An 18,385-nucleotide genomic window follows, 5' to 3' on the forward strand; every position below is an offset into this window, starting at 1 on the left:
GGCCTGCGGGCGGCATGGCGGGAGTGACGGCGCCTACAGCTTCTGGACAGAAGCTCCCTGAGATTGTCGCGAATCTTGCCGGGAAGCGCATCCTCATCAACCCTGAGACACAGGAGAACGGCCTGATACCTCGGATCTTAAGGCATCGCTCACCTTTCCTTCAGTTCTCTGGGTTGAGGCGGCGCACGGCCCGCTCCAGGGACGGGGCCAGGCCGCGCCGCTGCTGCAGCCTGGGGCTCCAGATCAGGCCGCTGCGCAGCTCCTCCTGCCCGGCCAGCACCATGTCCTGTCCCTCGTTCAGCTGCAGCTCCGAGAGGGGCACGGTGAGGGGGCCGCGGAAGTAGAAGGCGCTGAGCTGGTCGTCGTGGTGCTCGAACCAGAGCGGCAGTGCGGACGCCTCCCAGCCGATCTCCTCGCCCAGCTCCCGCAGGATCGCCTGCTCCGGCCGCTCCCCTGGATCGAGGTGGCCGCCGAACAGCCCCCAGCAGCCCGGATGGACGATCCCCTCGATGTCGTCCCGGAGCTGCAGCAGCCAGCGACCCTCCCGCTCCAGCATCGCCAGCGCCACCGCGAAGGTCATGGGTGGGGGCGGTCCATGGGGTGCAGGCCTGCGGTCGATGGGGGGATTCTGGAGTGGGATTCCGGCCGGCGCCCGGTGGCGTGGCAGACAGCGGCCGCCGCCTTTGTCTCCCTAGCTTTCCGGGGGATTGCCCAGCCCGTGAACTCCGCCGATCTCACTTTCCTGCTGCTGCGGGCCGCCACGGCGGTGCTGTGCGGGTTGGCGGCGAAGGAGTCATGGGGGCGCTCCCGCCTGCCGGGTCAGCCGCGGCAGCGGCGCTGGCGGTCCCGGTTCGGCGCGGCCGTGCTGCTGGCCCTCGGGGTGTTCGCCCTCGAGGATGGGGTGGGTGAGGCCCTGGGCCGGCCAGGCGAGCCGCTGGGCTGGCGCCGCTGGGTGTGGGTGATCCTCGATCTCTCCATCCCCGCCCAGGTGCTGGCGGTGCTGGCCACCCTGCGCCAGCGCGACCGACTGGAGGCCGAGCTGGCCGCCGCGGTGCGGCGCGATCCGCTGACCCTTCTGCCCAACCGGACCGGCTTCGCGGAGGAGGCCACGGTGGCCCTTGCCACCGCCGCCCGCGACGGCCGGCCGGTGGTGGGGGCCATGCTCGATATCGACTTCTTCAAGGCCATCAACGACGGCTGGGGCCATGGTGCCGGCGATGTGGTGCTCCGCGACGTGGCCGCCGCCATGAGGGCCATGTTGCGCCCCGGCGATGTGCTGGCCCGCGTCGGCGGTGAGGAATTCGCGCTGGTGTTGCCGGGTGTGGATGTGAAGGGGGCGGAGCCCCTGCTGGAGCGGCTGCGGGCGGCGGCGGCGACGGTGCCGCACCCTGGGGCGCCGGGGCAGCGCGTCACCCTCTCGGCCGGCCTGGCCGTGGTGCGGGGCACGGGCCTGGCAGCCTTGGAGAGCGGCCTGCGCAGCGCCGACGGAGCCCTCTACGCCGCCAAGGCCGCTGGGCGGAACCGGGTGATGGTGGCGGGCTGAGGGGCGCCGGTAAGATTCTTACCAGTTCCGGTAGGCGGGCACGTCCATGCGGATCACCTCCAAGGGCCAGGTGACCATCCCTCTGGACATCCGGCGTCAGTGCGGGCTTCTGCCCCACACCGAGGTGGTCTTTCGGGTCGAGGAGGGGCGGGTGCTGCTGGAGAAGGCCCCAGAGCAGCAGGAGCCAGGGGCCGAGGCGATCCAGCGGCTGCGCCGGGCGCGGCTGCGCACCCGCCTCAGCACCGATGAACTGCTCGCACTCACCCGGGGAGATGGGGGCTGATGGTGCTGGTCGACTCCAACGTGATCCTCGATATCGCCACCGACGACCCCCATTGGAGCCGCTGGAGCACCCATCAACTCCGCCACTGCCTGGACCGCGGACCGGTGGCGATCAACGCCATTGTCTATGGCGAGATCGCCTTTGCCTGCGAGACGATCGAGTCGGTGGATGAGCTCCTGCCTCCCCATCTGTTCGAATACCGGGCCCTGCCACGGGAGGCGGCTTTCCTGGCCGCCCGGGCCCATGCGGACTACCGCAGCCGCGGCGGAGAGCGGCGCTCGATCCTGCCGGATTTCCTGATCGGCGCCCATGCGCTGGTGGAGCGCATACCGCTGCTCACCCGCGATCAGCGCCGCTACCGGCAGGCGTTTCCGGGGCTGGAGCTGATCAGCCCCTGAGCGTCGTGACCACGACGGGATTGATGCCCCCTCAGCCGATCCCCCCCACCATCGGCCACCAGGAGTCCGCGGCCACGAGATCCGCCTCACTGCAGCCCGCCGCGCGCCGCACCTCCGCCGCCTGGCTGTCGCAGAGGGAGCCGTGCAGGGCCTCCCCCAGGGCCTGGCGCAGCAGGCCGCTGGCGGCGAAGGCGGCCGAGGCCTCCGCCAGGCTGGCGGGCAGGGGCGGCACCGTCCCGGCGGGCAACCGGGCCGGATCACCAACCACCGGCGGCGGCAGGAGCCGGCTGTGTGCAAGGCCGTCGGCCACCACGGCCTGAACGGCCCCCAGCAGCAGGTAGGGGTTGGTGGCCAGGTCCGCCACCTTCAGCTCCAGGTGGGCCGGGGCGCCATCGGCCGCGGCGGGCACCAGCCGCAGGGCCGCCTCCCGGTTCTCCACGCCCCACACCTGGAACGGCGCCGACCAGGAGCCCGGGGCCAGCCGCCGGTAGGACACCGCCAGGGGACAGGCCAGGGCCAGCAGGGCCGGCAGCTCCGCCAGCAGCGCCGCCAGCACCCCGGCGCCCGCGTCGCTGAGGCCGGCCTCGCCATCGCCGCCCTCCAGCAGCGCCGCCCCGTCGCGCCGCAGGCTCAGGTGCAGGTGGCCGCCGTTGCCCACCCGCTCCAGGCTGGGCTTGGGGCTGAAGCTGCAGCGCCAGCCGAAGCGGCGGGTCACCCGCTGGATCAGCAACTTGGCGTGCACCAGGCTGTCGGCGGCCTCCAGGGGCGTGCCCGGCGCCAGCGACAGCTCGAACTGGCTGGCGCCGTACTCCGGGTGGAACTGCAGCCAGGGCAGGCCGGCCGCCTCCAGGGCCTCGAGCAGGGCCGTGGCGTAGTCGAGGCCCTCCACCAGCCGATCGGCCCCGTAGGGCCCCCCGGGAATCGCCGGCGCCGGTGTGCCGTCGGCGCCGGGGCTGGCCACCAGCCACTCCAGCTCGAAGCCGGCCCGCAGTTCCACCCCGGCCCGCTGCAGCTGCTCCATCTGGCGGCGGCACAGGTGGCGCTGGTCGCCGGCGTAGGGCGCGCCGCTGCGCTCGTAGCGCTCCCCCGGCGCCCAGGCCCAGCCGCTGGCCGGCTCCAGTGGCGCCAGGGCCGCCGCATCCGCCCGCAGGCGCAGGTCGCCGTCGGGCCGGGCCAGGCGATGGCCGGCAGCGATGGCGCCGCCTGCGCCGAAGGCATCGGACACCGGCGAGAAGCCCACTCCCACCGCCACCGCCGCCTCAAAGCCGGCCAGCGGCACCACCTTCACCAGCGGCGCCCCGGCGTGGTTCACCCAGGTGATCGCCACCCAGCGGATCCCCTGGGCGGCCAGCGCCGCGGCCATGGGGGCGGGGGGAGTGGACACGGGCCCGACAAGCGTCTGCCGCCATGATTGGACGGATCGCCGCCGCCTGCATGCCGTCGTGCCCACCCGCGGAGTGGCTCCACCCCGACGGCACCGCGCTGCTGCTGGTGGATCTGCAGCAGGGCACCTGCGGCGACGCCCAGCCCCGGCCGGACCCTGACTTCGATCGCCGCTTCCGCGCCACCACCCTGCCGAACGCCCAGCGGGTGCTGGCGGCGGCCCGCCAGGGCGGGCTGGAGGTGATCCACACCGTGATCGCGAACCTCACCGCCGACGGGCGCGACCGCAGCTTTGATTACAAGCGCTGCGGCATGGGCTTCCCGCCCGGCAGCCGCGCCGCCGCGGTGATCGTCGAGCTGGCGCCGGTGGCCGACGAGCTGGTGCTCCCCAAGAGCTCCTCCTCGCCCTTCAGCTCCACCAGCCTCGACTACCTGCTGCGCAACCTGGGCGTCCGCACCGTGGTGGTGATCGGCCTGCTCACCGACCAGTGCATCGACCACACCGTCAAGGACGCCGCCGACCGCGGCTACCGGGTGGTGTGCGTCCACGACGCCTGCCAGGCGGTGACCCCGGAGCGCCATGCCGCCGCCCTGGCCTGCTTCGCCGGCTACGCCGAGCAGATCAGCAGCGGGGAGTTCGTGGCGGTACTGAACGCAGAGCCCCGCCCTCAGGCGACCGGCTCCGGGTCGTAGTAGACGCCGGAGGCGTTGAACGGGGGCACGCTGGTGACGTACTCCGTCGTCAGGGTGGCGGGGTCGAAAGCGATGATCGTCCGGGTCCGGTCGAGCCACTGCACCCGGTCGGCGCCGGTGACCTTCAGGGTGGCCACCCAGGGGCCCACGACGTTGTCGTTGAGATCGAAGTCGCCACCCTCGGGGTGGCGCTCGTACAGCTTGACGACGCCATGGGCCAGGACCCGCTCCGGGTCGCACAGCCAGTAGCCGGTGCGGCCGGCCAGGATGACCTCGGACACCCTGGAGTGCCCGGCCGCGGCGAAGCTGAGGTGGACGGCCATGGTGCGCTGGGCTGCTGGGGTCTTGCTGTGTCCCGGCGTCCCGGCTTGGCATCGGGAGGCCGCTCGGGCTACGCCCTGACCTGACCACCTTCCCCTGCAGCACCCTCGGCCCGCATCCCCAGAACGGGGGATTCGGCTCAGCCCGTGACCGGGGTGCGACCCTCCATCGCTGATTCCAGGTTGATCAGCCCAGCGGCGATCGACTTGACGACCGCCTTGGTGCGGTTGTCGACCTGGAGCTTCTGAAAGATGTGCTTCACATGGGTCCTGACGGTCTCGGGGCTCACCACCAGCTCCTGGCTGATCCGCTGGTCGGTCAGGCCCAGCATCAGATGGTTCAGCACCACCCGCTCGCGTTCGGTCAGTGGTTCGATCGGGGCCGCGGGCGGCTGCTGCCGCAGGACCGCCGCCACCGGTTCGGGGTAGTAGATGCCGCCGCTGGCCACCACCCGCAGCGCCGGCATGAACAGGCCCGACTCGAAGCAGATGCCGTTGCAGCCGCGGGCCAGGGCCTCCCGTACCAGGGCCTCGTTGGCGTCGTCGGCGACCAGCAGGGTGCGGATGGCGGGGTCCAGCGCCTTCGTGCGCTCCACCAGCGCCAGCCCGGTGCCCTCCTGCAGCCGTTGGCTGACCACCAGCAGCGACGGCCGCTGGCGCTCCACCAGCCGGAAGCCTTCCTCCTCCGTCGTGGCGGCCCCCACCAGGCTTTTCTGGACCGGGGTGATGCACATGAAGGCCCCCAGCCATTTCATGTGCTCCAGGCAGGCGACCGTGGTGCGTCCGGCCAGGATCCCCTCCAGCTCCTCCAGCAGGGCGGGGATCCCCGGGATCAGATCCGTGAGGTCCACAGCGGGAGGAACAAGCGGCGTTCATGATCGCCTGGCCTGGGTGCGTCTGGGGCTCCAGGGTCTTTGCGGCGGGGCTTGCCGCCAGACGCGCGTCAGTCAGCCCCGACCAGCTCGGCTTCGAGCCCCAGCTGCCGGGCGGCCCTCACGAACGGTGCATCCAGGCTGCATAGGGTGGCGCCCCGTCCGGCGGCGATGGCCAGGTGCAGCGCATCGGCCGCCCGCAGGGCCGTGATCCAGCCGCGCAGACAGGCGCTGGCATTCCTGAAGTCCTGGGGTTCCACCTCCAGCATCAGGAACCCTGGGGCCAGGCTGCGTTCGAAGCCTTCGAGCACCGCCTCGGCCTGCAAGGGACTCAGGGCCCCGGTGCGCACCTTCAGCCCGAGAGCGGAATGGAGCTCGGTGGCACTCCAGGGGCTGATCGCCAGTGGCGCAGGGGCCTGTTCGAGAAAGGCCGCGGCGGCGCCGGAGTGGGCCTCCGGTGTGAGGGCCGCCAGCAGCACGCAGGTGTCCACGTACAGCATCAGGAGCCGACGTCATCCCGCAGGGCGCGCATCGTCTCCACGCCGCCGGTGGCCTGATGGGGCAGGGAGTCCCGCAGTGCCTGGAGCTGGGGCAGGAGATCGCGCACGGCCTGCCGCGGAACCAGCTCGGCGATGGCTTTGCCGCGGCGGGTGATCACCACCGGCTGGCCTTGCTCCACTGCGTCGAGCAGGCTCGACAGCTGGGCTTTCGCCTCCGCCACCGTGACCTGTCGCATGGTGTTGGTCATCGAGATGACCAACTTTAAGCGGGTCCGTGGGACGGCGCCCCGGCAGAAGTGGCCAACGTGCGCCGTCTGTTTATGCCCCCTCAGGCCACCAGCCGCGCCAGCGGCAGGGTCGGAGGGGAGATGCAGCCCTTGTCTCTGCCAGCGCAAAAACGGCGAGATCAGCTGGACAGCGGCGTGCAGCTTTGCCGTATCCAGATCGAGAGTTCTTCAAGCACCTGATCACGCTGTGGAGGGGAGGTTTCTGCGAGCCGCCACAGGCGCTGCTCCGCCTCTTCATGGCGGGGCTTCCACTCAAACCCATTCGCCCGCAGCACCATCTTCACAGAGAAGAACGCCACCCGCTTGTTGCCATCGGGTAAGGGGTGGCCCTTGGCGAAGGCGTAGGCCACAACAGCAGCCAGAAGGGCGATGTCCGCCTCAGGCCTGAAGGTGTGGAATGCCAGGACTTCCGCCAGAGCGGTTTCGATCTTGCGTAGATCCGGCGTTACCTGGAGACCACCATGCCTGTTGATCGTCGCCGCATGGACCCGTGCAATCTCAAAAGGGCCTGGGAGGATCAGGGTCCCAGGCGCAATCCTCACTGAGCCAGCGAACGGAACACGTCGTCGTACTCATCCATGAACGCCAGAGCGTCATCGATGAGTTCCGGGCGCACTCCATTCCGCGTCGTCAGGGGCGGGAGAGCGCCTGGCCGGGGAGGCTCAACAGAGGGCACGCTGCTCTGACCGGCAACCTTGCTCTTCCAGATCGGGGAGGCATCGGTAGCCACGGCTGGTAGCTCAGATTTAAGTGAATTGACACTAGCCCTGATCGTCAACCTTCCTGGTGGCCGTAGTGACATGGATCCCCGCCGTTGCTGGGATCTGAGCGATGCCCGATGCCGGTTTCGAACCAGCGACATCCTGCTTGTAAGGCAGGCGACACTCCCTAGAAAGTGCTGTGCTGCAAGGGATCTGGCCTGGCTGCAGAGGCCTTTGGTAAACCGGAGGTAAATTGGCTGGCCGCGTCACCTCCGTCCGATCCAGTCCATTGACGGCTTGTCAAGGGTTCTGTAGGGTTTATTTGGAGCGCCAATGCCCCATAGGGGTACGCACGCGGCACGGGTTTCAGCCCCGTAGTGACAGCCACCTGTCTCCAGTGGCTGCCCCACGCGGGGGATCGCTCGCCTTGGCGGGCACCCGTTACCCGTGGAGACCAAACCTCGTTTTTCTTTGTCGACGGCTGAGCTTGCAGAGATTCTGCAAATCAGTCACAAAACCATCCAACGGCTCCGAGCTGATGGAAGCCTGCGCCCTGCTAAGCACTATGTCGCGGTAGGCGCAGGCTCGGTTCGGCCCAGGCTCCGATGGGACTTGGCGGCCGTCGAAGAAGCGCTCAGGCTCCGCACCCGCCGCATGGGGGTGGGCTGAGCCATGGCACAAGAAAAGACAGCTGGCGTAGTCGGAACGCTAGGGAACATTGCAGGGATACCTGTGCACGCTCCCCACGTTGACGCCATCCGAGATACCGCAAATCTCGGCCGACCCACGACCATTCGTCTCGCGCAGGTCGAGCTGGATTCAGTCGCAGCACTGGCCAAGCGCCTAAATGCCACAAGGGCCGCAGTGATGCGGTCCGCTTTGCGCCGTGGCCTGCAGGAGCTCACCAAGGCCGTAGGGGAGATCGGCTGATGGCAACCGCCGACGGCCTCTGCGCGGAACATCGAGACCACCTGCTGGACGAACTGGGCCCCGATGGCTTGGTGATCGCCGTGCAGCTGGGTGCCCGCACCATCGACGCCGACGAAGCCCATCGGATGGGGTTCCGCTTCGGCCGCCACCGCACCGGCGGCCTGCTGCTGCCCTTCGGCAGTGAGTTCGCCCAGCTGCGCTGCGACGATCCGCCGACCACCCATACAGGCGACCGGGTGAAGTACCTGAACCGCCTGGGGGTGTCGCAGTGCCCCTCCACCGTGGGAACCGGTGAGCCCACCATCGCCACCGAGGGCCTGAAGGACGCCATCGCCCTGTACCTGCTCACCGGCGAGACCGTCCAGGCCATCGCCGGGGTCGCCGGGTGGCCCCTGCTGTCTCCATCCGTGCGGCTGCTCATCTACGACGCCGACGCCGCCCTGAACCCCGGGGTCTGGGGGCCCCTGGTGGCCGCCGGCCTGCAGCGCACCGCCCTTCGCCTGGCGTTCTGGCCCGCCTCCATCGCCGGCGCGAAGGGTGGCGCCTGCGAGTTCCGCAACGCCGGCGGCGATCTGGCGACCGTCACCCGCCACAAGGCCCGCGAGCTGCTCCGCTACCTGCCCACCCTCTGGGATCAGCACCTGCGGGTGGACTGGAAGCTCAAGGCCCTCCGCCGCCTGGCCGCCCTGGCGATGAAGGCTTACCCGGGCGACGGCACCGCCCAGTTGTTGTTGGTGGACGCCGCGAAACGCATCGGGGTGCCCGTGGAGGCGGCTCGGAAGCAGCTGGCCGCCGTGGCGCAGCAGGTGGACCCCCCCGATCCAGAGCAGCCACCTGAGGAGCCTACGAAACAGGAGCTGCAGCGATTCCTTCGCAGCCGTCATCGTCTGCGCTTCGATGACCTGCGCCAGTCGGTGGAGATCGATGGGCGGCCCATGGATGAACTGGACCTGGCCGATTCCTTCCTGGCGCACCTGTACGGCATCGAGACCACCAAGCAGGCCGCACGCGATTCGTTCCTCTACGTCGCCGTCTGCAACCGTTTCAACCCGGTCCGTGAATGGCTGGAAGCCCTGCCCAGAAGCCCCGGCCTACGGCTGCTTCCCCTGCCGCAGATCGCCGCCGCCTTCGGCATTGCCCCCGGTGACACCCTCTCCCAGGAGCTGCTGGCGCGGCACCTGGCCGGCGGCTATCGACGCGGCATGGAGCCCGGCTACAAGCACGACCAGGTGCTGTTGATGCAGGGCGAGCAGGGCCAGCTCAAGGGGCAGACCATCGCAGCCCTCGCCCCCCCCGGCATGGCTGACAGCACCACGAAGGTCCCGAAGGGGCTGGAGGACCGCGAGTTCTTGGGCAAGCTCAACTCCTGCTGGGTGTTCGAGTTCGACGAGGTCGAGAAGGTGCTCCAGGGTCGGGATGCGGCCGAGTTCAAGGGCTTCGCCAGCCGCCGCATCTATCGCTACGTCCAGAAATGGGAGACGGTCTGCCGTGACCACCCGGCCCGCGCCTTGCTGTTCGCCACCACCAACGCCCGGGAGGTGCTGAACGACCACACCGGCAACCGCCGAATCTGGGTGGTGCCGGTTGGCCCCTGCAACCCTGCCTGGGTGCGGGAGAACCGGGCGTCGATCTGGGCAACCGTGGCGACGTGGGTGGCCTGGGGCCTGGAGTCCTTCATCCCCGAGGGCCACCCCACCGCCGTCGAGGCTGCCAATCGGGCCCTGGGCGTGCAGATCAGCGACGCCTGGGAGGGCAAGTTACGCGAGCAGCTCGAAGCACTGGTAGACCCCCAGCGGGAAGGCATCGCTCTGGACGACCTGGCCAGGCAGGCGCTGGGGATCGAAGAGACGGAACGGATCACCCGCGACGTGCAGATGCGTATGACTCGCCTGATCACCGGGGCCGGCTTCACCACCCACGACGGCCGGCTCCAGTGGCAGCAGCAGCGGCGGCGGTACGGCGGGGGCCAGTCCCGCAGCGGCTACATGCCGATCCCCGTTCCAGCGTTCCAACCCCGTTGCGACGATTCCTGGGGAAGTTGGAACGGCCAGAAGCCTTGGCAGGACAGCGATCTGAACACCCTGTTCCAACCGTTCCAACCTTTTAGAGAGGGGGAAGATAAGGAAAGGGATAGGGATAAGGGTGTATGTGGCCGTATGGGAGTTCCCTCCTCCGCCGGGGACGACATGCAGGGGAACGTCGGAACGGTTGGAACACCGCCTCAGACCCCTTCCGCCCCGGCCGTTCCGGGCGTTCCGACAGGCCAAGAAGATGGCGCTTTCAACGGAACTCCACTGGAACGCCACTGGACCACTGTTGCTTCAGACGATCCAAAGGACATCAAGCCGGACGATCAGGTGGAGGTACGGCAGCGGGACGGCTCCTGGCGCAACGGCTACCGGGCCGCATCCCGGGCCAGGGACGGCCGGGTGCTGGTGACGAACGGAACCGAGTCCCTGCTTCGGGCGCTGGATGAGGTCAGGGCGTGCAGCAGTCAGCTGCCATGACCGGAGTCACCCCCCACACGCCTCAGACCATCACCATCACCGCCCACCTATCCGTCAAACAGGTACGCGGTCTCTGGTGTGCCAGCTGGCCCTGCTCCGGTCAGGGATCCGCCTGTCTCACTTGCCGCGAATTGCTGCAACTGTTGCGACACCGGCCCGGTTTCAGAGTCTGGACAGGGCTTTGGACATGGATCCCGCCGGTCTAACGCGCCTCGTGTGCCAGTTGCCGGGAGCGCCGGAAGGATCGGAGAGAACCGCATTGACAGCCGTGAGCGTCGCCGATCAGTACGAAATGAGCCGTGATGGCTTGCGCCGCCTGCACAAGGACATCCAGGAACACGGCGAACTGGAGATCGGCATGCGCTGCGGCCATGCGCCCGCAATGGCCCGCAGAGCCGCCCACTACAGGCTCCGCGAGTTGATGCGCGAGTTGGGCATCCACGACCTCGACGCCATTCCCGCCCCGTAGCCCCATGCCCGCCCGTCTCCCCAAGGCCCCCGCCAGCCCCGGCAGCCGCCTCCGGCTCAAGCCTGAGCCGACCGTGACGCGCACCCTCACATTGCCCGCTGATGTTGTCGCGGTGATCGAAGGGTTCTGCCGCCGCCACGATTCAACCTTCGATCACCACGTTGTCAGCAGCCTGCGCCGCTCCGCCGAGGCCATTCTTCGGGTCGAGGGCCGATGGCCCCGCTACGGCGAACCGGAGCACAAGGCCGAGCGAATCTGGCCTGAGTTTGGGAAGCAGCCGAACGGCAGCCCGAAGGCGTGATCGTGCCCTGTGCGCTACGCGGGGGACGGCAAGCGCACAGACCGGAACACTTGATCAGCTGCGCTGAAACATTGCTCGCCTGCGCCCCGCCCACGCCCGGCCAGAGGATGGTCCATACCTCCATCCGGTTGCCGCCGTCGATGGTCGAGCAGATCGAGGCCTTGGCCGTTTTCCACGGATGCCGCCCGGTCAACGTCGTGCGCTTCGTGCTGGAGACCGGCATCCCCGCAATGGTCGCGCAGCTCCCCCCGCCCCCTCGCCGGTTCTGAGCCGGCCCATCATCCATTCGCCCTGCCTCCCATGACTGATTCCCCGAAGAAGTACGCGCCCGAGCGGCAAGCCGATCCGAACGGCTATGGCTTGCCGCTGGACAGGGATCCGACCCCAGAGGAAATGGAAAAGATGCCGAAGAGCGTCCTGCTCCGGTATGTCTGCAGCCAGCAGTATCAAGACGCCCGCAAGGAACGGGAGCGCCAGGCGGCCCTGGAGGCGAACCAATCGCCGAGGCAGCCAGGCCGCACGTTCAGCGAGGCCGACCTTAAGGCGATGAGCGTGCTCGACTTCATGGCCCTGCGCGATCAAGGGGGCCAAGGGTGACGGCAGCCAGCGGCAACCTGGAGGGGGGGAGGGACAGGCCCACTCAGGCCCTGCGCCTCTCCCGTGCGCATCAGATCGCCAGCATGCTGATCAGCGGGAAGACCCGCCGGGAGATCCTTCGGTTTGCTTCGGATAACTGGGGGATGCCGGTCAGGACATGCGATCGGCTCATCGCTGACGCGCGTCAAGCCATCATCCAGGACTGGCAAATTGAAAGGCATGAACTGTTAAGCCAGCTGCTTTCTGCGCTGTCCGTGTTGCAGCTCAGGGCACTGCATGAAGGGCAGTTATCGATTGTGTTGGGCTGCATCAATACGCAGGCCCGACTTTGCGGCCTGTTCGATCCCCCGCCCCCGCAGCCGGTCCGCTTCGCCAACGTCAGCATGGAGCCGCCTGCAGCATCGCCACCTAGCGGCGCCTGGGTGAGGGGACTTCCCCACGGTGAGGACTGACCGGCTCCGGCAAACTAAGGCGGGCGAGATCAGAACAGTCATGATTCGGGGGGCGTAGTGCACCCCCCGTTTTTTTTGTGTCTGTTGCCGTTGCCAATCCTTAGCGGTGTTCGTTGTACTTTAGGACCGCTAACTGTTGACGGATAGGCTATGCTTCCGCTGTCCTGATTCGCCCGATCATGTTCTCCGAAACCACCACCACCGAGTACGCCGCCGACCTGGCTGCCGATCTGGCTGCCCACGGCGTCGAGGCCCTGCAGGATCTGGAGGTGTCCGTCAGCGAGCTGCAGACCCTTCCCCTGGCCCCTGCTGCGGCTGCTGAGGCCGCCCGGATGCGTGCTGCCCTGCTCACCCTGCAGGCAGGATTCGCCGCCCTGCCGGGGCTGCTGGAGGCCGCTGACGGCTGATCGTTGCCATGGCGGGAAGGCTTAGGCAACTGCCTTACATCTCGTGCCCACCTTCACCCGCCCGATTCTTCACCGTGAAGACGATCTGCCCGGCGTGCCGGAAGTCGATCTGTCGCCGCTGTCGAGTGCTCAGGCTCGCCGCGCCGCCCGCCAGGCCAACATCCCCGACCGGGTGATTCCTTCGCCCCGCGTGGTGGCGAATCGGTGAGATGTTGCTAGGATGGGTGGAGATCAGGCAGGCCGGATGCGCCGCTTGATCGCCAGGAACGACACCCCAAGCGCCACGGCGCCCCGATCACAGAGACCGCACCCCGGCCGCGAGGCAGGTACGGGCGGGAGGCTCAGAGATCGGGTCCGGCATGGGTGAGACGCCCGCCGAAACGAACCTCGACAACCGAATCGGACGATCACACCGGGGGCCCATGCCCGCCGAGGCCTGGAAGCGATGGCCCGGTGGGCGAATCCTTCGCCCCCTGGAAACGTGAACAAAACCGAAACCCTGCACCCGGTCGAGCTGCTTCTGCTCATCGGCCTGGTGGCCCTCGAAGCGGTCGCCGTGCTGGCCGTCGCCCTGGTGGCCCTGGTGCTCACCATCACCCGCCCGAGGCCCGCCGGATCACCCGCTCGGGTGATGCCGCCGCCGCCGGCCGCCGCCCCAGCCGTGCATCCCCTGAGCGTGGTGGCCGCCGAGCTGGCAGAGCTGCCCGTCACCACGTTGCGCCCCATGGTCGGCACCCGCAGCAAGCGGGCCAAGAAAGCCGAGCTGGTGGCGATGGTGGCCGCCTGCTGCTGACCCCTCCCCCGGTGTGATCGACCACCGCCGACTGGCACACCATGCCGGTGAGACGCTGAGATCGGGTCGTTTGGACACGATCCTTGGACACCAGTCGCAGCTGTCGCGGGTTATCCGGGCCCGGTGAGACAGCGGGATCCCGGCAGCAGCTGGCCTCACTGGCACACCCTGCGCCGCGTCACTGTCTGCCGATCAGGTTGGCCGAGGCCTGACCGGCGGCTGACGCCCTCAGCCCCAGCCCTTACCGGCCGGGAACGCTTGGGAATACGCGAGCGGATGGATGAGCTTCAAGATCACCGGCATCGCCGACTTCCGCGACATCCTGCGGCGGCTGCGCGAGGTCGAGGATCAGGCGGCCCGCACGGGGACGAACGTCGGCACCGGGCTGAGCAGGGGCAGCCGCGACGCCTTCCGGGAGCTGCCCGCCAGCGCCAAGGCGGCATCAGAGGCGGCTGGGGCAGCGCTGACCCCGCTGCGCAACGCGCTGGTGAACCTCACCGCTGGCGTGTCCTTCGCCGCCCTGTTCCGGAGCGCGATCAATGAGGCCACCCAGCTTGAGACGATCACCCGCAAGCTGAGCAACACGCTCGGGGACCAGGGGGCTGCCGGGGCGCTGTCCTTCACCAGGGGTCTCTCCGATGACCTGGGGCTGAGCTTCAAGACCCTCAGCAACACCTTCGGCGGCTTCACCGCTGCGGCCACGTCGGCCAACGTGCCGCTCACCGTCCAGCAAGACCTATTCGCGGCGGTGGCGAAGTCGGCGCAGTCGCTGGGCCTCAGTAACGACGAACTGAGCGGCTCCCTGCTGGCCCTGCAGCAGGTGGCCTCCAAGGGCACGGTGCAGATGGAGGAGCTGAGAGGCCAGCTCGGGGAGCGCCTGCCCATCGCCTTCGGCGCCACCGCCCGGGGCCTTGGCGTCACCCAGCAGCAGCTCATCAAGCTGGTGGAGAGCGGCCGCCTCACTGCCGACCAGTTCTTCCCCGCCCTCACAAAAGGCCTGAACGAGCTGACCGCCAGCTCCGGCGGTGCAAAGACCGCTGCGCAGAACTTCGCGGCTCTGGAGAACGCCTGGGTCGATCTGCAGGCCAGCTTCGGGACCAGCGCCCTGCCAGCCGTCACCGCCGGGGTCAGAGCGTTGACCGATGCCATCGCCGAAGCGCAGGTGCAGGCGTCATCGGCAGACATACGGGCATCGTTCGGCGTCACCGCGCAGGAGGCTGATCAGCTGGTCGGGACGGTGGAGGCGATCCAGAAGCTCTATGGCCTGACGACCCAGGAAGCGAAGAACATCCTCAGCCTCGCCATCGCCAACACCGGCGCCACCCGCGACTGGTTCGGCGAGCTCAACCTGGGCGGTGAGCGCTTCAGCAAGGTTCAGACCAACGCGCTCGATCTGGCCCGCCAGTTCCGCGCCGAGAACGTCGATCGCAAGGGGCAGGAGCTCGCCACCGCCGCCGCCGCCGCCAAGACCGCCACCCAGCTGCAGAAGGCCCTCGACATCGAGAAAGCCCGCGTCAGGGCCTCGGTGGAGCTCAACACCTTGAAGGCCCAGGAGCCCGTCCGCGCCCTCGATGGCCAGGCCTCGGTCGGCCAGGGGCTGCTGAGCTTTGCCCAGGCCGCCAGCACCCTGGAGCAGGAGCGCTTCAACACCGTCCGCGCCCGCACCCAGTTCGAGATCGACAACGCCCAGCAGCTGGGCATCACCCAGGAAGGGATCGCCACCCGGCAGCGGCAGACCGACGAGCTGAAACGCCAGGCGCTGATCAGCCAGTACCAGACCCTCCTGCAGACCCAGCAGGTGGAGGCCGCCATCCTGGCCTTGTCACAACGCAAGGCCGCCGTAGAGGCCCAGGTGGGGGTCATCACGGCGCAGCAGGCCGCCATCAGGGCACAGCAGGCGGTGGCGGAAGCGCAGGCCGGCGGGGATGCCACAAAGATCGGCCAGGCGCAGGCGGCGCTCGCCCTGTCACGGGAGAACGTCCGGCTGGCGGGTGAGCGGGTGAACCTGCTGGCCAGGACGCAGCCGCTGGAGGCCGCCGCCGCCGCCGCTGCCCGCGAGACGGCCCTGCAGCAGCTGAGGACGCAGGGGGCCACCCTCGGCATTGAACAGGCCCTGGCCAACATCACGCCCACCCAGCAGGCGCTCAACGCCGCGTACCGCGAGGGGGTGCAGACCCTGACCCAGCTGCCCGGTGAGCTGGACACGGTGAGCGGCGCCATCGGCAAGGTGGGCGAACGTGCCGGCGTGGTCGTCAAGGCCTTCACCGATGCCAGCGGTGCCATCACCGTGCTGAGCAAGAACGCGGACGACGCGGGGGAGAGCGCCGGGAAGATCGAGGCCGCCGACCTGGGCAAGGCGACCGGCGAGGCCGCCGATCAGGCGCGCACCTTCGCCAGCAACATGGCCGACGCCGCCACCAGCGCCGAGCAGCTGCTCCGGTATCTGTCGCAGGCGGCTGGCCTCAGCCCGGCCCGCTTCGCCGGCGGCGGGGTCGAGGGTGGCCACCGCTACCGCATCAACGACGGCCCCGGCGGGGTCAGCCTCGGGCAGGAGGCCTTCCTGTCTGCGGCTGGCCGCCTGTCGCTGATCAACGCCCCGGCGAACAGCCTCTGGACGGCACCCACCAGCGGCACGGTGATCCCTGCCGCCATGACCCGCCAGCTCAAGGAGGCCGGCATGATCGGGCCCAGCGCTTCGGTGGTGGCATCGCACCATGCCGTGGCGATGCAGCGGCGCACCGGGACGACCGTGACCACCCCGGCGCAGGCACCCGCTGGCCGCCGTGGCAGTGAACAGACGCTGGCGCAGCTCGGCCTCGCCGTTGCCGACCTGAGCGCCGAGGTGCGGGCGCTGCGGCAGAAGCAATGGACCGTGCCTGTCCAGGTGCGCAACAGCGCCGGGACCACCCAGCTGCGGGTGCTCAACGGGCTGACCTGATCAAGGCGGCCGCCAGCTATGCGCCTATCGGCTTGGGCGAGACGTTAGACCGGCAGCATTGCTAGAGGTAAATGACTGTACAGAGGACATTTCCTGCAGCTAACGTCTTGCTGTGGTTTAGCAATGCATTTTCCCCACTCTCATGACTGCTTTTCGGCTAGCTATCTCCGCATCACTTCTTCTCACTTTTCCGGAGCCACTTGTGGCGGCTCCTCAGGGAACGATTGGTCGTCTTGTTGGCGAGTGCAGGCGCAAGTGGGGAGGAGACCCTGGCATGATTCAATACTGCATCCAGCAGCAGAACCTTGACTACCAAAGGGTTCAGCGATCTGGCGCCAGTGTGGAAACAATCAATCAGTGCGAACGTAGATGGGGAGACGACTATGGGATGGTCCTTGCCTGCGTCAGGAATCCACCCACAGGGAGCAGTGGATACCAACGGGTGCCCGTTAGCAACCCATCTCCACAGCAGTCCACGCCATCAACAAAGTCCAGAACCTGCTCTAATTGGATCATGATGGGAAGCAAGAAACTGTGCCTTTAGTTGGCGATTTCGACACCTTTTACGGTTTGTGCTGATACCTCACGCCCTGCCTTCAATCCGGCAACCTTTGCCAGCAGCCCTGGCCCGTCAAGTCTCCGTCCATAGGTCGCTAGATGCACTGCAGGGCTGTGGCCCATCAGCTCAGCCGCTTCTCTCACGTGCAGGCCAAGCTCAAGCCCCAGTCGGAGGGCGAAGGCGTGACGTAGGCCGTAGCTGGTCAGCTCCTCCGGAAGATGCAGGCGGCGGAGCTGCTGGGTCAGTGTTTGCCCAGGGGAGCGAGTGCTCAGCAGAGCCGGTGATAGCCCGTGGCTTCTCCATCGATCTAGCAGGCGATGACAGTCCGCTGGCCACCCGGCAGGGGGGACCGCAGGGATGATTCGGGCGCCGCTGCTGCCCCTGCTGGTCTGCTTGCTGCGGCTCACGACCGCAACCAGCACGCCTTCACGGTGTTGCAGCTCCAAGGCCTGTAGCTCCTTGGGCCGCAGTCCGAACACGATCATGCAGTCCCAGGCCACACCATCAACAGCGGTCAGACGGCTCTGGTGGATCGCCGCACGCAGTTGCTCGATCTCGGCATCAGAGAAGCTCCGCACCCCCTGCGGCGCTGCTGCTGCCTTCCCGTTCCCCCGAAGCGGCGCGAGTGCTTCCGGCCAGCTCCAGGCCGCTGCCTTCCAGAGCCTGCGCGCACGGTCGTAGGCCATCTGCCGGCTGCGGCTGTTAGGCGGCCAGCCCCGCAGAAAGGCGGCCAGGAATGTCTCATCGTCGGCCCAGTTCCGCTCCTCCGCCGTGGCGGCCAGCCGGGTGAGGTACGGCTGCCAGGTGCGCTCCCAGGTGACTGACTGCATCTGTTCCCCCACCAACTGCTCGCGCAGTTGACTCGCCAGGCGCCGGAGGTGACTGGGCTGGAGGTGGCCAGGGTCATCCCCTGCCGGAGCGGCATCTGGGTTAGGCCAGGACCAGCGGCCCGCCATGACGCCATCAAACACCCCGCAGGCTTCGGCCAGGGCAGCGGCGACAGTGGATGGGCCTGGCGGAGTGGCCAAGGTGAGCGCCCTTTGCTTGGGCCCGGCAGCGGGAGGCTCGCCAGGACGGGCGGGAAGCTCCCTGCTCACCAGCCGCAGGCGGTCGCCATGAACCTGGAGATACCAGCCGCTGCGGCCCGCTCGATGCCGCTTGAAGGCGCGGCTCAGGTCGTGTTGCCACGGGGGGCAGGACATCGCAGCTTATTGCCCCTGGTAAATCCTGGGTAAAAAGCTAGCCCAAAAGGGCCTAACGCGTCCGATTCCGACCGATCCCGTCCCATGCTGCTATGGCTGAGAACCATTGGCAAAAGGCGGTTCTGGCCTGGGATCTGAGGCTGTGAGAGGAATGCCCGATGCCGGTTTCGAACCAGCGACATCCTGCTTGTAAGGCAGGCGCTCTACCGCTGAGCTAATCGGGCGGTGGCCCCATTCTGGCGGAGGGGGC

The 18,385-nt window shown here is 68.4% G+C and carries 23 protein-coding genes and 1 tRNA gene; 15 read left to right on the forward strand and 9 right to left on the reverse strand.

Annotation, left to right across the window (positions count from 1 at the left end):
• Window positions 1-160 precede the first annotated feature (160 nt).
• Window positions 161-580, reverse strand: a complete 420-nt coding sequence (locus tag H6G99_RS03920; protein ID WP_190610024.1) for an NUDIX hydrolase — start codon at window positions 578-580, stop codon at window positions 161-163.
• A gap of 138 nt (window positions 581-718) precedes the next feature.
• On the opposite strand from H6G99_RS03920, the gene H6G99_RS03925 reads away from it, so the two are divergent.
• Genes H6G99_RS03925 through H6G99_RS03935 form a run of 3 tightly spaced genes read left to right on the forward strand, consistent with a single transcriptional unit; the run spans window position 719 to window position 2,224 of the window.
• Entirely contained in the window at window positions 719-1,543 is an 825-nt protein-coding gene (locus H6G99_RS03925) for a GGDEF domain-containing protein (RefSeq protein WP_190610025.1), read from the forward strand.
• A gap of 46 nt (window positions 1,544-1,589) precedes the next feature.
• Window positions 1,590-1,826 carry an AbrB/MazE/SpoVT family DNA-binding domain-containing protein gene (locus H6G99_RS03930; RefSeq protein ID WP_094585356.1) on the forward strand — a complete coding sequence of 79 codons (237 nt, stop codon included), beginning with the start codon at window positions 1,590-1,592 and terminating at the stop codon, window positions 1,824-1,826.
• Entirely contained in the window at window positions 1,826-2,224 is a 399-nt protein-coding gene (locus H6G99_RS03935) for a type II toxin-antitoxin system VapC family toxin (protein ID WP_190610027.1), read from the forward strand. Before H6G99_RS03930 ends, H6G99_RS03935 begins: the two co-directional genes overlap by 1 nt.
• Before the next feature lie 31 nt (window positions 2,225-2,255).
• Here the strand turns inward: H6G99_RS03935 and H6G99_RS03940 are convergent, their stop codons facing one another.
• Window positions 2,256-3,608 (reverse strand): type I glutamate--ammonia ligase, encoded by a 1,353-nt coding sequence (locus tag H6G99_RS03940; protein WP_353617167.1) that lies wholly within the window; start codon window positions 3,606-3,608, stop codon window positions 2,256-2,258.
• 50 nt (window positions 3,609-3,658) lie between these two features.
• Between H6G99_RS03940 and H6G99_RS03945 the strand changes: the two genes are divergently transcribed.
• A complete protein-coding gene (locus H6G99_RS03945; RefSeq protein ID WP_190610028.1) occupies window positions 3,659-4,300 on the forward strand; it encodes a cysteine hydrolase family protein in 642 nt (213 codons plus the stop codon).
• Here the strand turns inward: H6G99_RS03945 and H6G99_RS03950 are convergent.
• The 5 genes from H6G99_RS03950 to H6G99_RS03970 all read right to left on the reverse strand — a co-directional run bounded on the left by H6G99_RS03950 (window position 4,276) and on the right by H6G99_RS03970 (window position 6,821).
• The gene (locus tag H6G99_RS03950) at window positions 4,276-4,581 is read right to left on the reverse strand and encodes a hypothetical protein (protein WP_143594093.1); all 306 of its coding nucleotides are present in this window, start codon (window positions 4,579-4,581) and stop codon (window positions 4,276-4,278) included. The genes H6G99_RS03945 and H6G99_RS03950 overlap by 25 nt on opposite strands.
• A 179-nt stretch (window positions 4,582-4,760) precedes the next feature.
• Complete coding sequence (locus H6G99_RS16525) at window positions 4,761-5,471, reverse strand: LuxR C-terminal-related transcriptional regulator (RefSeq protein WP_190610030.1); 711 nt, start codon at window positions 5,469-5,471, stop codon at window positions 4,761-4,763.
• Window positions 5,472-5,563: 92 nt separating this feature from the next.
• Window positions 5,564-5,992 (reverse strand): type II toxin-antitoxin system VapC family toxin, encoded by a 429-nt coding sequence (locus H6G99_RS03960; RefSeq protein WP_190610032.1) that lies wholly within the window; start codon window positions 5,990-5,992, stop codon window positions 5,564-5,566.
• On the reverse strand, window positions 5,992-6,228 hold the full coding sequence (locus tag H6G99_RS03965; protein ID WP_094585383.1) for a type II toxin-antitoxin system Phd/YefM family antitoxin: 237 nt from the start codon (window positions 6,226-6,228) through the stop codon (window positions 5,992-5,994). Before H6G99_RS03965 ends, H6G99_RS03960 begins: the two co-directional genes overlap by 1 nt.
• A gap of 170 nt (window positions 6,229-6,398) precedes the next feature.
• Complete coding sequence (locus H6G99_RS03970) at window positions 6,399-6,821, reverse strand: type II toxin-antitoxin system death-on-curing family toxin (RefSeq protein ID WP_190610034.1); 423 nt, start codon at window positions 6,819-6,821, stop codon at window positions 6,399-6,401.
• A 606-nt stretch (window positions 6,822-7,427) separates the two neighbouring features.
• On the opposite strand from H6G99_RS03970, the gene H6G99_RS16530 reads away from it, so the two are divergent.
• The 11 genes from H6G99_RS16530 (at window position 7,428) to H6G99_RS04025 (ending at window position 16,374) form a co-directional block, all read left to right on the forward strand.
• Window positions 7,428-7,649, forward strand: coding sequence for a helix-turn-helix domain-containing protein (locus H6G99_RS16530; RefSeq protein WP_190610035.1), 222 nt, complete (start codon window positions 7,428-7,430; stop codon window positions 7,647-7,649).
• Window positions 7,650-7,909: 260 nt separating this feature from the next.
• Entirely contained in the window at window positions 7,910-10,417 is a 2,508-nt protein-coding gene (locus H6G99_RS03980; protein WP_190610037.1) for a VapE domain-containing protein, read from the forward strand.
• Between the two features lie 268 nt (window positions 10,418-10,685).
• The gene (locus tag H6G99_RS03985) at window positions 10,686-10,886 is read left to right on the forward strand and encodes a hypothetical protein (protein ID WP_190610039.1); all 201 of its coding nucleotides are present in this window, start codon (window positions 10,686-10,688) and stop codon (window positions 10,884-10,886) included.
• A 73-nt stretch (window positions 10,887-10,959) separates the two neighbouring features.
• Window positions 10,960-11,187: a hypothetical protein gene (locus tag H6G99_RS03990; RefSeq protein WP_190610040.1), complete on the forward strand. Its 228-nt coding sequence runs from the start codon at window positions 10,960-10,962 to the stop codon at window positions 11,185-11,187.
• A 107-nt stretch (window positions 11,188-11,294) separates the two neighbouring features.
• Window positions 11,295-11,456 carry a YlcI/YnfO family protein gene (locus H6G99_RS03995; RefSeq protein WP_190610042.1) on the forward strand — a complete coding sequence of 54 codons (162 nt, stop codon included), beginning with the start codon at window positions 11,295-11,297 and terminating at the stop codon, window positions 11,454-11,456.
• Window positions 11,457-11,487: 31 nt separating this feature from the next.
• Window positions 11,488-11,784: a hypothetical protein gene (locus tag H6G99_RS04000; protein ID WP_190610043.1), complete on the forward strand. Its 297-nt coding sequence runs from the start codon at window positions 11,488-11,490 to the stop codon at window positions 11,782-11,784.
• Between the two features lie 83 nt (window positions 11,785-11,867).
• Window positions 11,868-12,236 (forward strand): hypothetical protein, encoded by a 369-nt coding sequence (locus H6G99_RS04005; RefSeq protein WP_190610045.1) that lies wholly within the window; start codon window positions 11,868-11,870, stop codon window positions 12,234-12,236.
• Window positions 12,237-12,415: 179 nt separating this feature from the next.
• Window positions 12,416-12,643, forward strand: coding sequence for a hypothetical protein (locus H6G99_RS04010; RefSeq protein WP_190610047.1), 228 nt, complete (start codon window positions 12,416-12,418; stop codon window positions 12,641-12,643).
• A 43-nt stretch (window positions 12,644-12,686) separates the two neighbouring features.
• Window positions 12,687-12,851, forward strand: a complete 165-nt coding sequence (locus tag H6G99_RS04015) for a hypothetical protein (RefSeq protein ID WP_190610048.1) — start codon at window positions 12,687-12,689, stop codon at window positions 12,849-12,851.
• A 273-nt stretch (window positions 12,852-13,124) separates the two neighbouring features.
• Window positions 13,125-13,436, forward strand: coding sequence for a hypothetical protein (locus tag H6G99_RS04020; RefSeq protein ID WP_190610050.1), 312 nt, complete (start codon window positions 13,125-13,127; stop codon window positions 13,434-13,436).
• 280 nt (window positions 13,437-13,716) lie between these two features.
• Complete coding sequence (locus H6G99_RS04025; protein WP_190610051.1) at window positions 13,717-16,374, forward strand: tape measure protein; 2,658 nt, start codon at window positions 13,717-13,719, stop codon at window positions 16,372-16,374.
• A 540-nt stretch (window positions 16,375-16,914) separates the two neighbouring features.
• Here the strand turns inward: H6G99_RS04025 and H6G99_RS04030 are convergent.
• On the reverse strand, window positions 16,915-17,763 hold the full coding sequence (locus H6G99_RS04030; protein ID WP_190610054.1) for a site-specific integrase: 849 nt from the start codon (window positions 17,761-17,763) through the stop codon (window positions 16,915-16,917).
• Window positions 17,764-18,287: 524 nt separating this feature from the next.
• Window positions 18,288-18,359, reverse strand: a tRNA-Val gene (locus H6G99_RS04035).
• Window positions 18,360-18,385: the final 26 nt, after the last annotated feature.

Origin of the sequence: Synechococcus sp. FACHB-909 (assembly GCF_014698945.1) — a bacterium.
In the GTDB taxonomy this organism is placed as follows: Bacteria; Cyanobacteriota; Cyanobacteriia; order PCC-6307; family Cyanobiaceae; genus Cyanobium.

Bases quoted from the DNA above. Each gene is read 5' to 3' on its own strand.
- H6G99_RS03920 (WP_190610024.1), bottom strand. From the start codon at position 580: ATGACCTTCGCGGTGGCGCTGGCGATGCTGGAGCGGGAGGGTCGCTGG.
- H6G99_RS03930 (WP_094585356.1), top strand. From the start codon at position 1,590: ATGCGGATCACCTCCAAGGGCCAGGTGACCATCCCTCTGGACATCCGG.
- H6G99_RS03935 (WP_190610027.1), top strand. From the start codon at position 1,826: ATGGTGCTGGTCGACTCCAACGTGATCCTCGATATCGCCACCGACGAC.
- H6G99_RS03945 (WP_190610028.1), top strand. From the start codon at position 3,659: ATGCCGTCGTGCCCACCCGCGGAGTGGCTCCACCCCGACGGCACCGCG.
- H6G99_RS03960 (WP_190610032.1), bottom strand. From the start codon at position 5,992: ATGCTGTACGTGGACACCTGCGTGCTGCTGGCGGCCCTCACACCGGAG.
- H6G99_RS03965 (WP_094585383.1), bottom strand. From the start codon at position 6,228: ATGCGACAGGTCACGGTGGCGGAGGCGAAAGCCCAGCTGTCGAGCCTG.
- H6G99_RS03980 (WP_190610037.1), top strand. From the start codon at position 7,910: ATGGCAACCGCCGACGGCCTCTGCGCGGAACATCGAGACCACCTGCTG.
- H6G99_RS03995 (WP_190610042.1), top strand. From the start codon at position 11,295: ATGGTCCATACCTCCATCCGGTTGCCGCCGTCGATGGTCGAGCAGATC.
- H6G99_RS04000 (WP_190610043.1), top strand. From the start codon at position 11,488: ATGACTGATTCCCCGAAGAAGTACGCGCCCGAGCGGCAAGCCGATCCG.
- H6G99_RS04005 (WP_190610045.1), top strand. From the start codon at position 11,868: ATGCTGATCAGCGGGAAGACCCGCCGGGAGATCCTTCGGTTTGCTTCG.
- H6G99_RS04010 (WP_190610047.1), top strand. From the start codon at position 12,416: ATGTTCTCCGAAACCACCACCACCGAGTACGCCGCCGACCTGGCTGCC.
- H6G99_RS04025 (WP_190610051.1), top strand. From the start codon at position 13,717: ATGAGCTTCAAGATCACCGGCATCGCCGACTTCCGCGACATCCTGCGG.
- H6G99_RS04030 (WP_190610054.1), bottom strand. From the start codon at position 17,763: ATGCAGTCAGTCACCTGGGAGCGCACCTGGCAGCCGTACCTCACCCGG.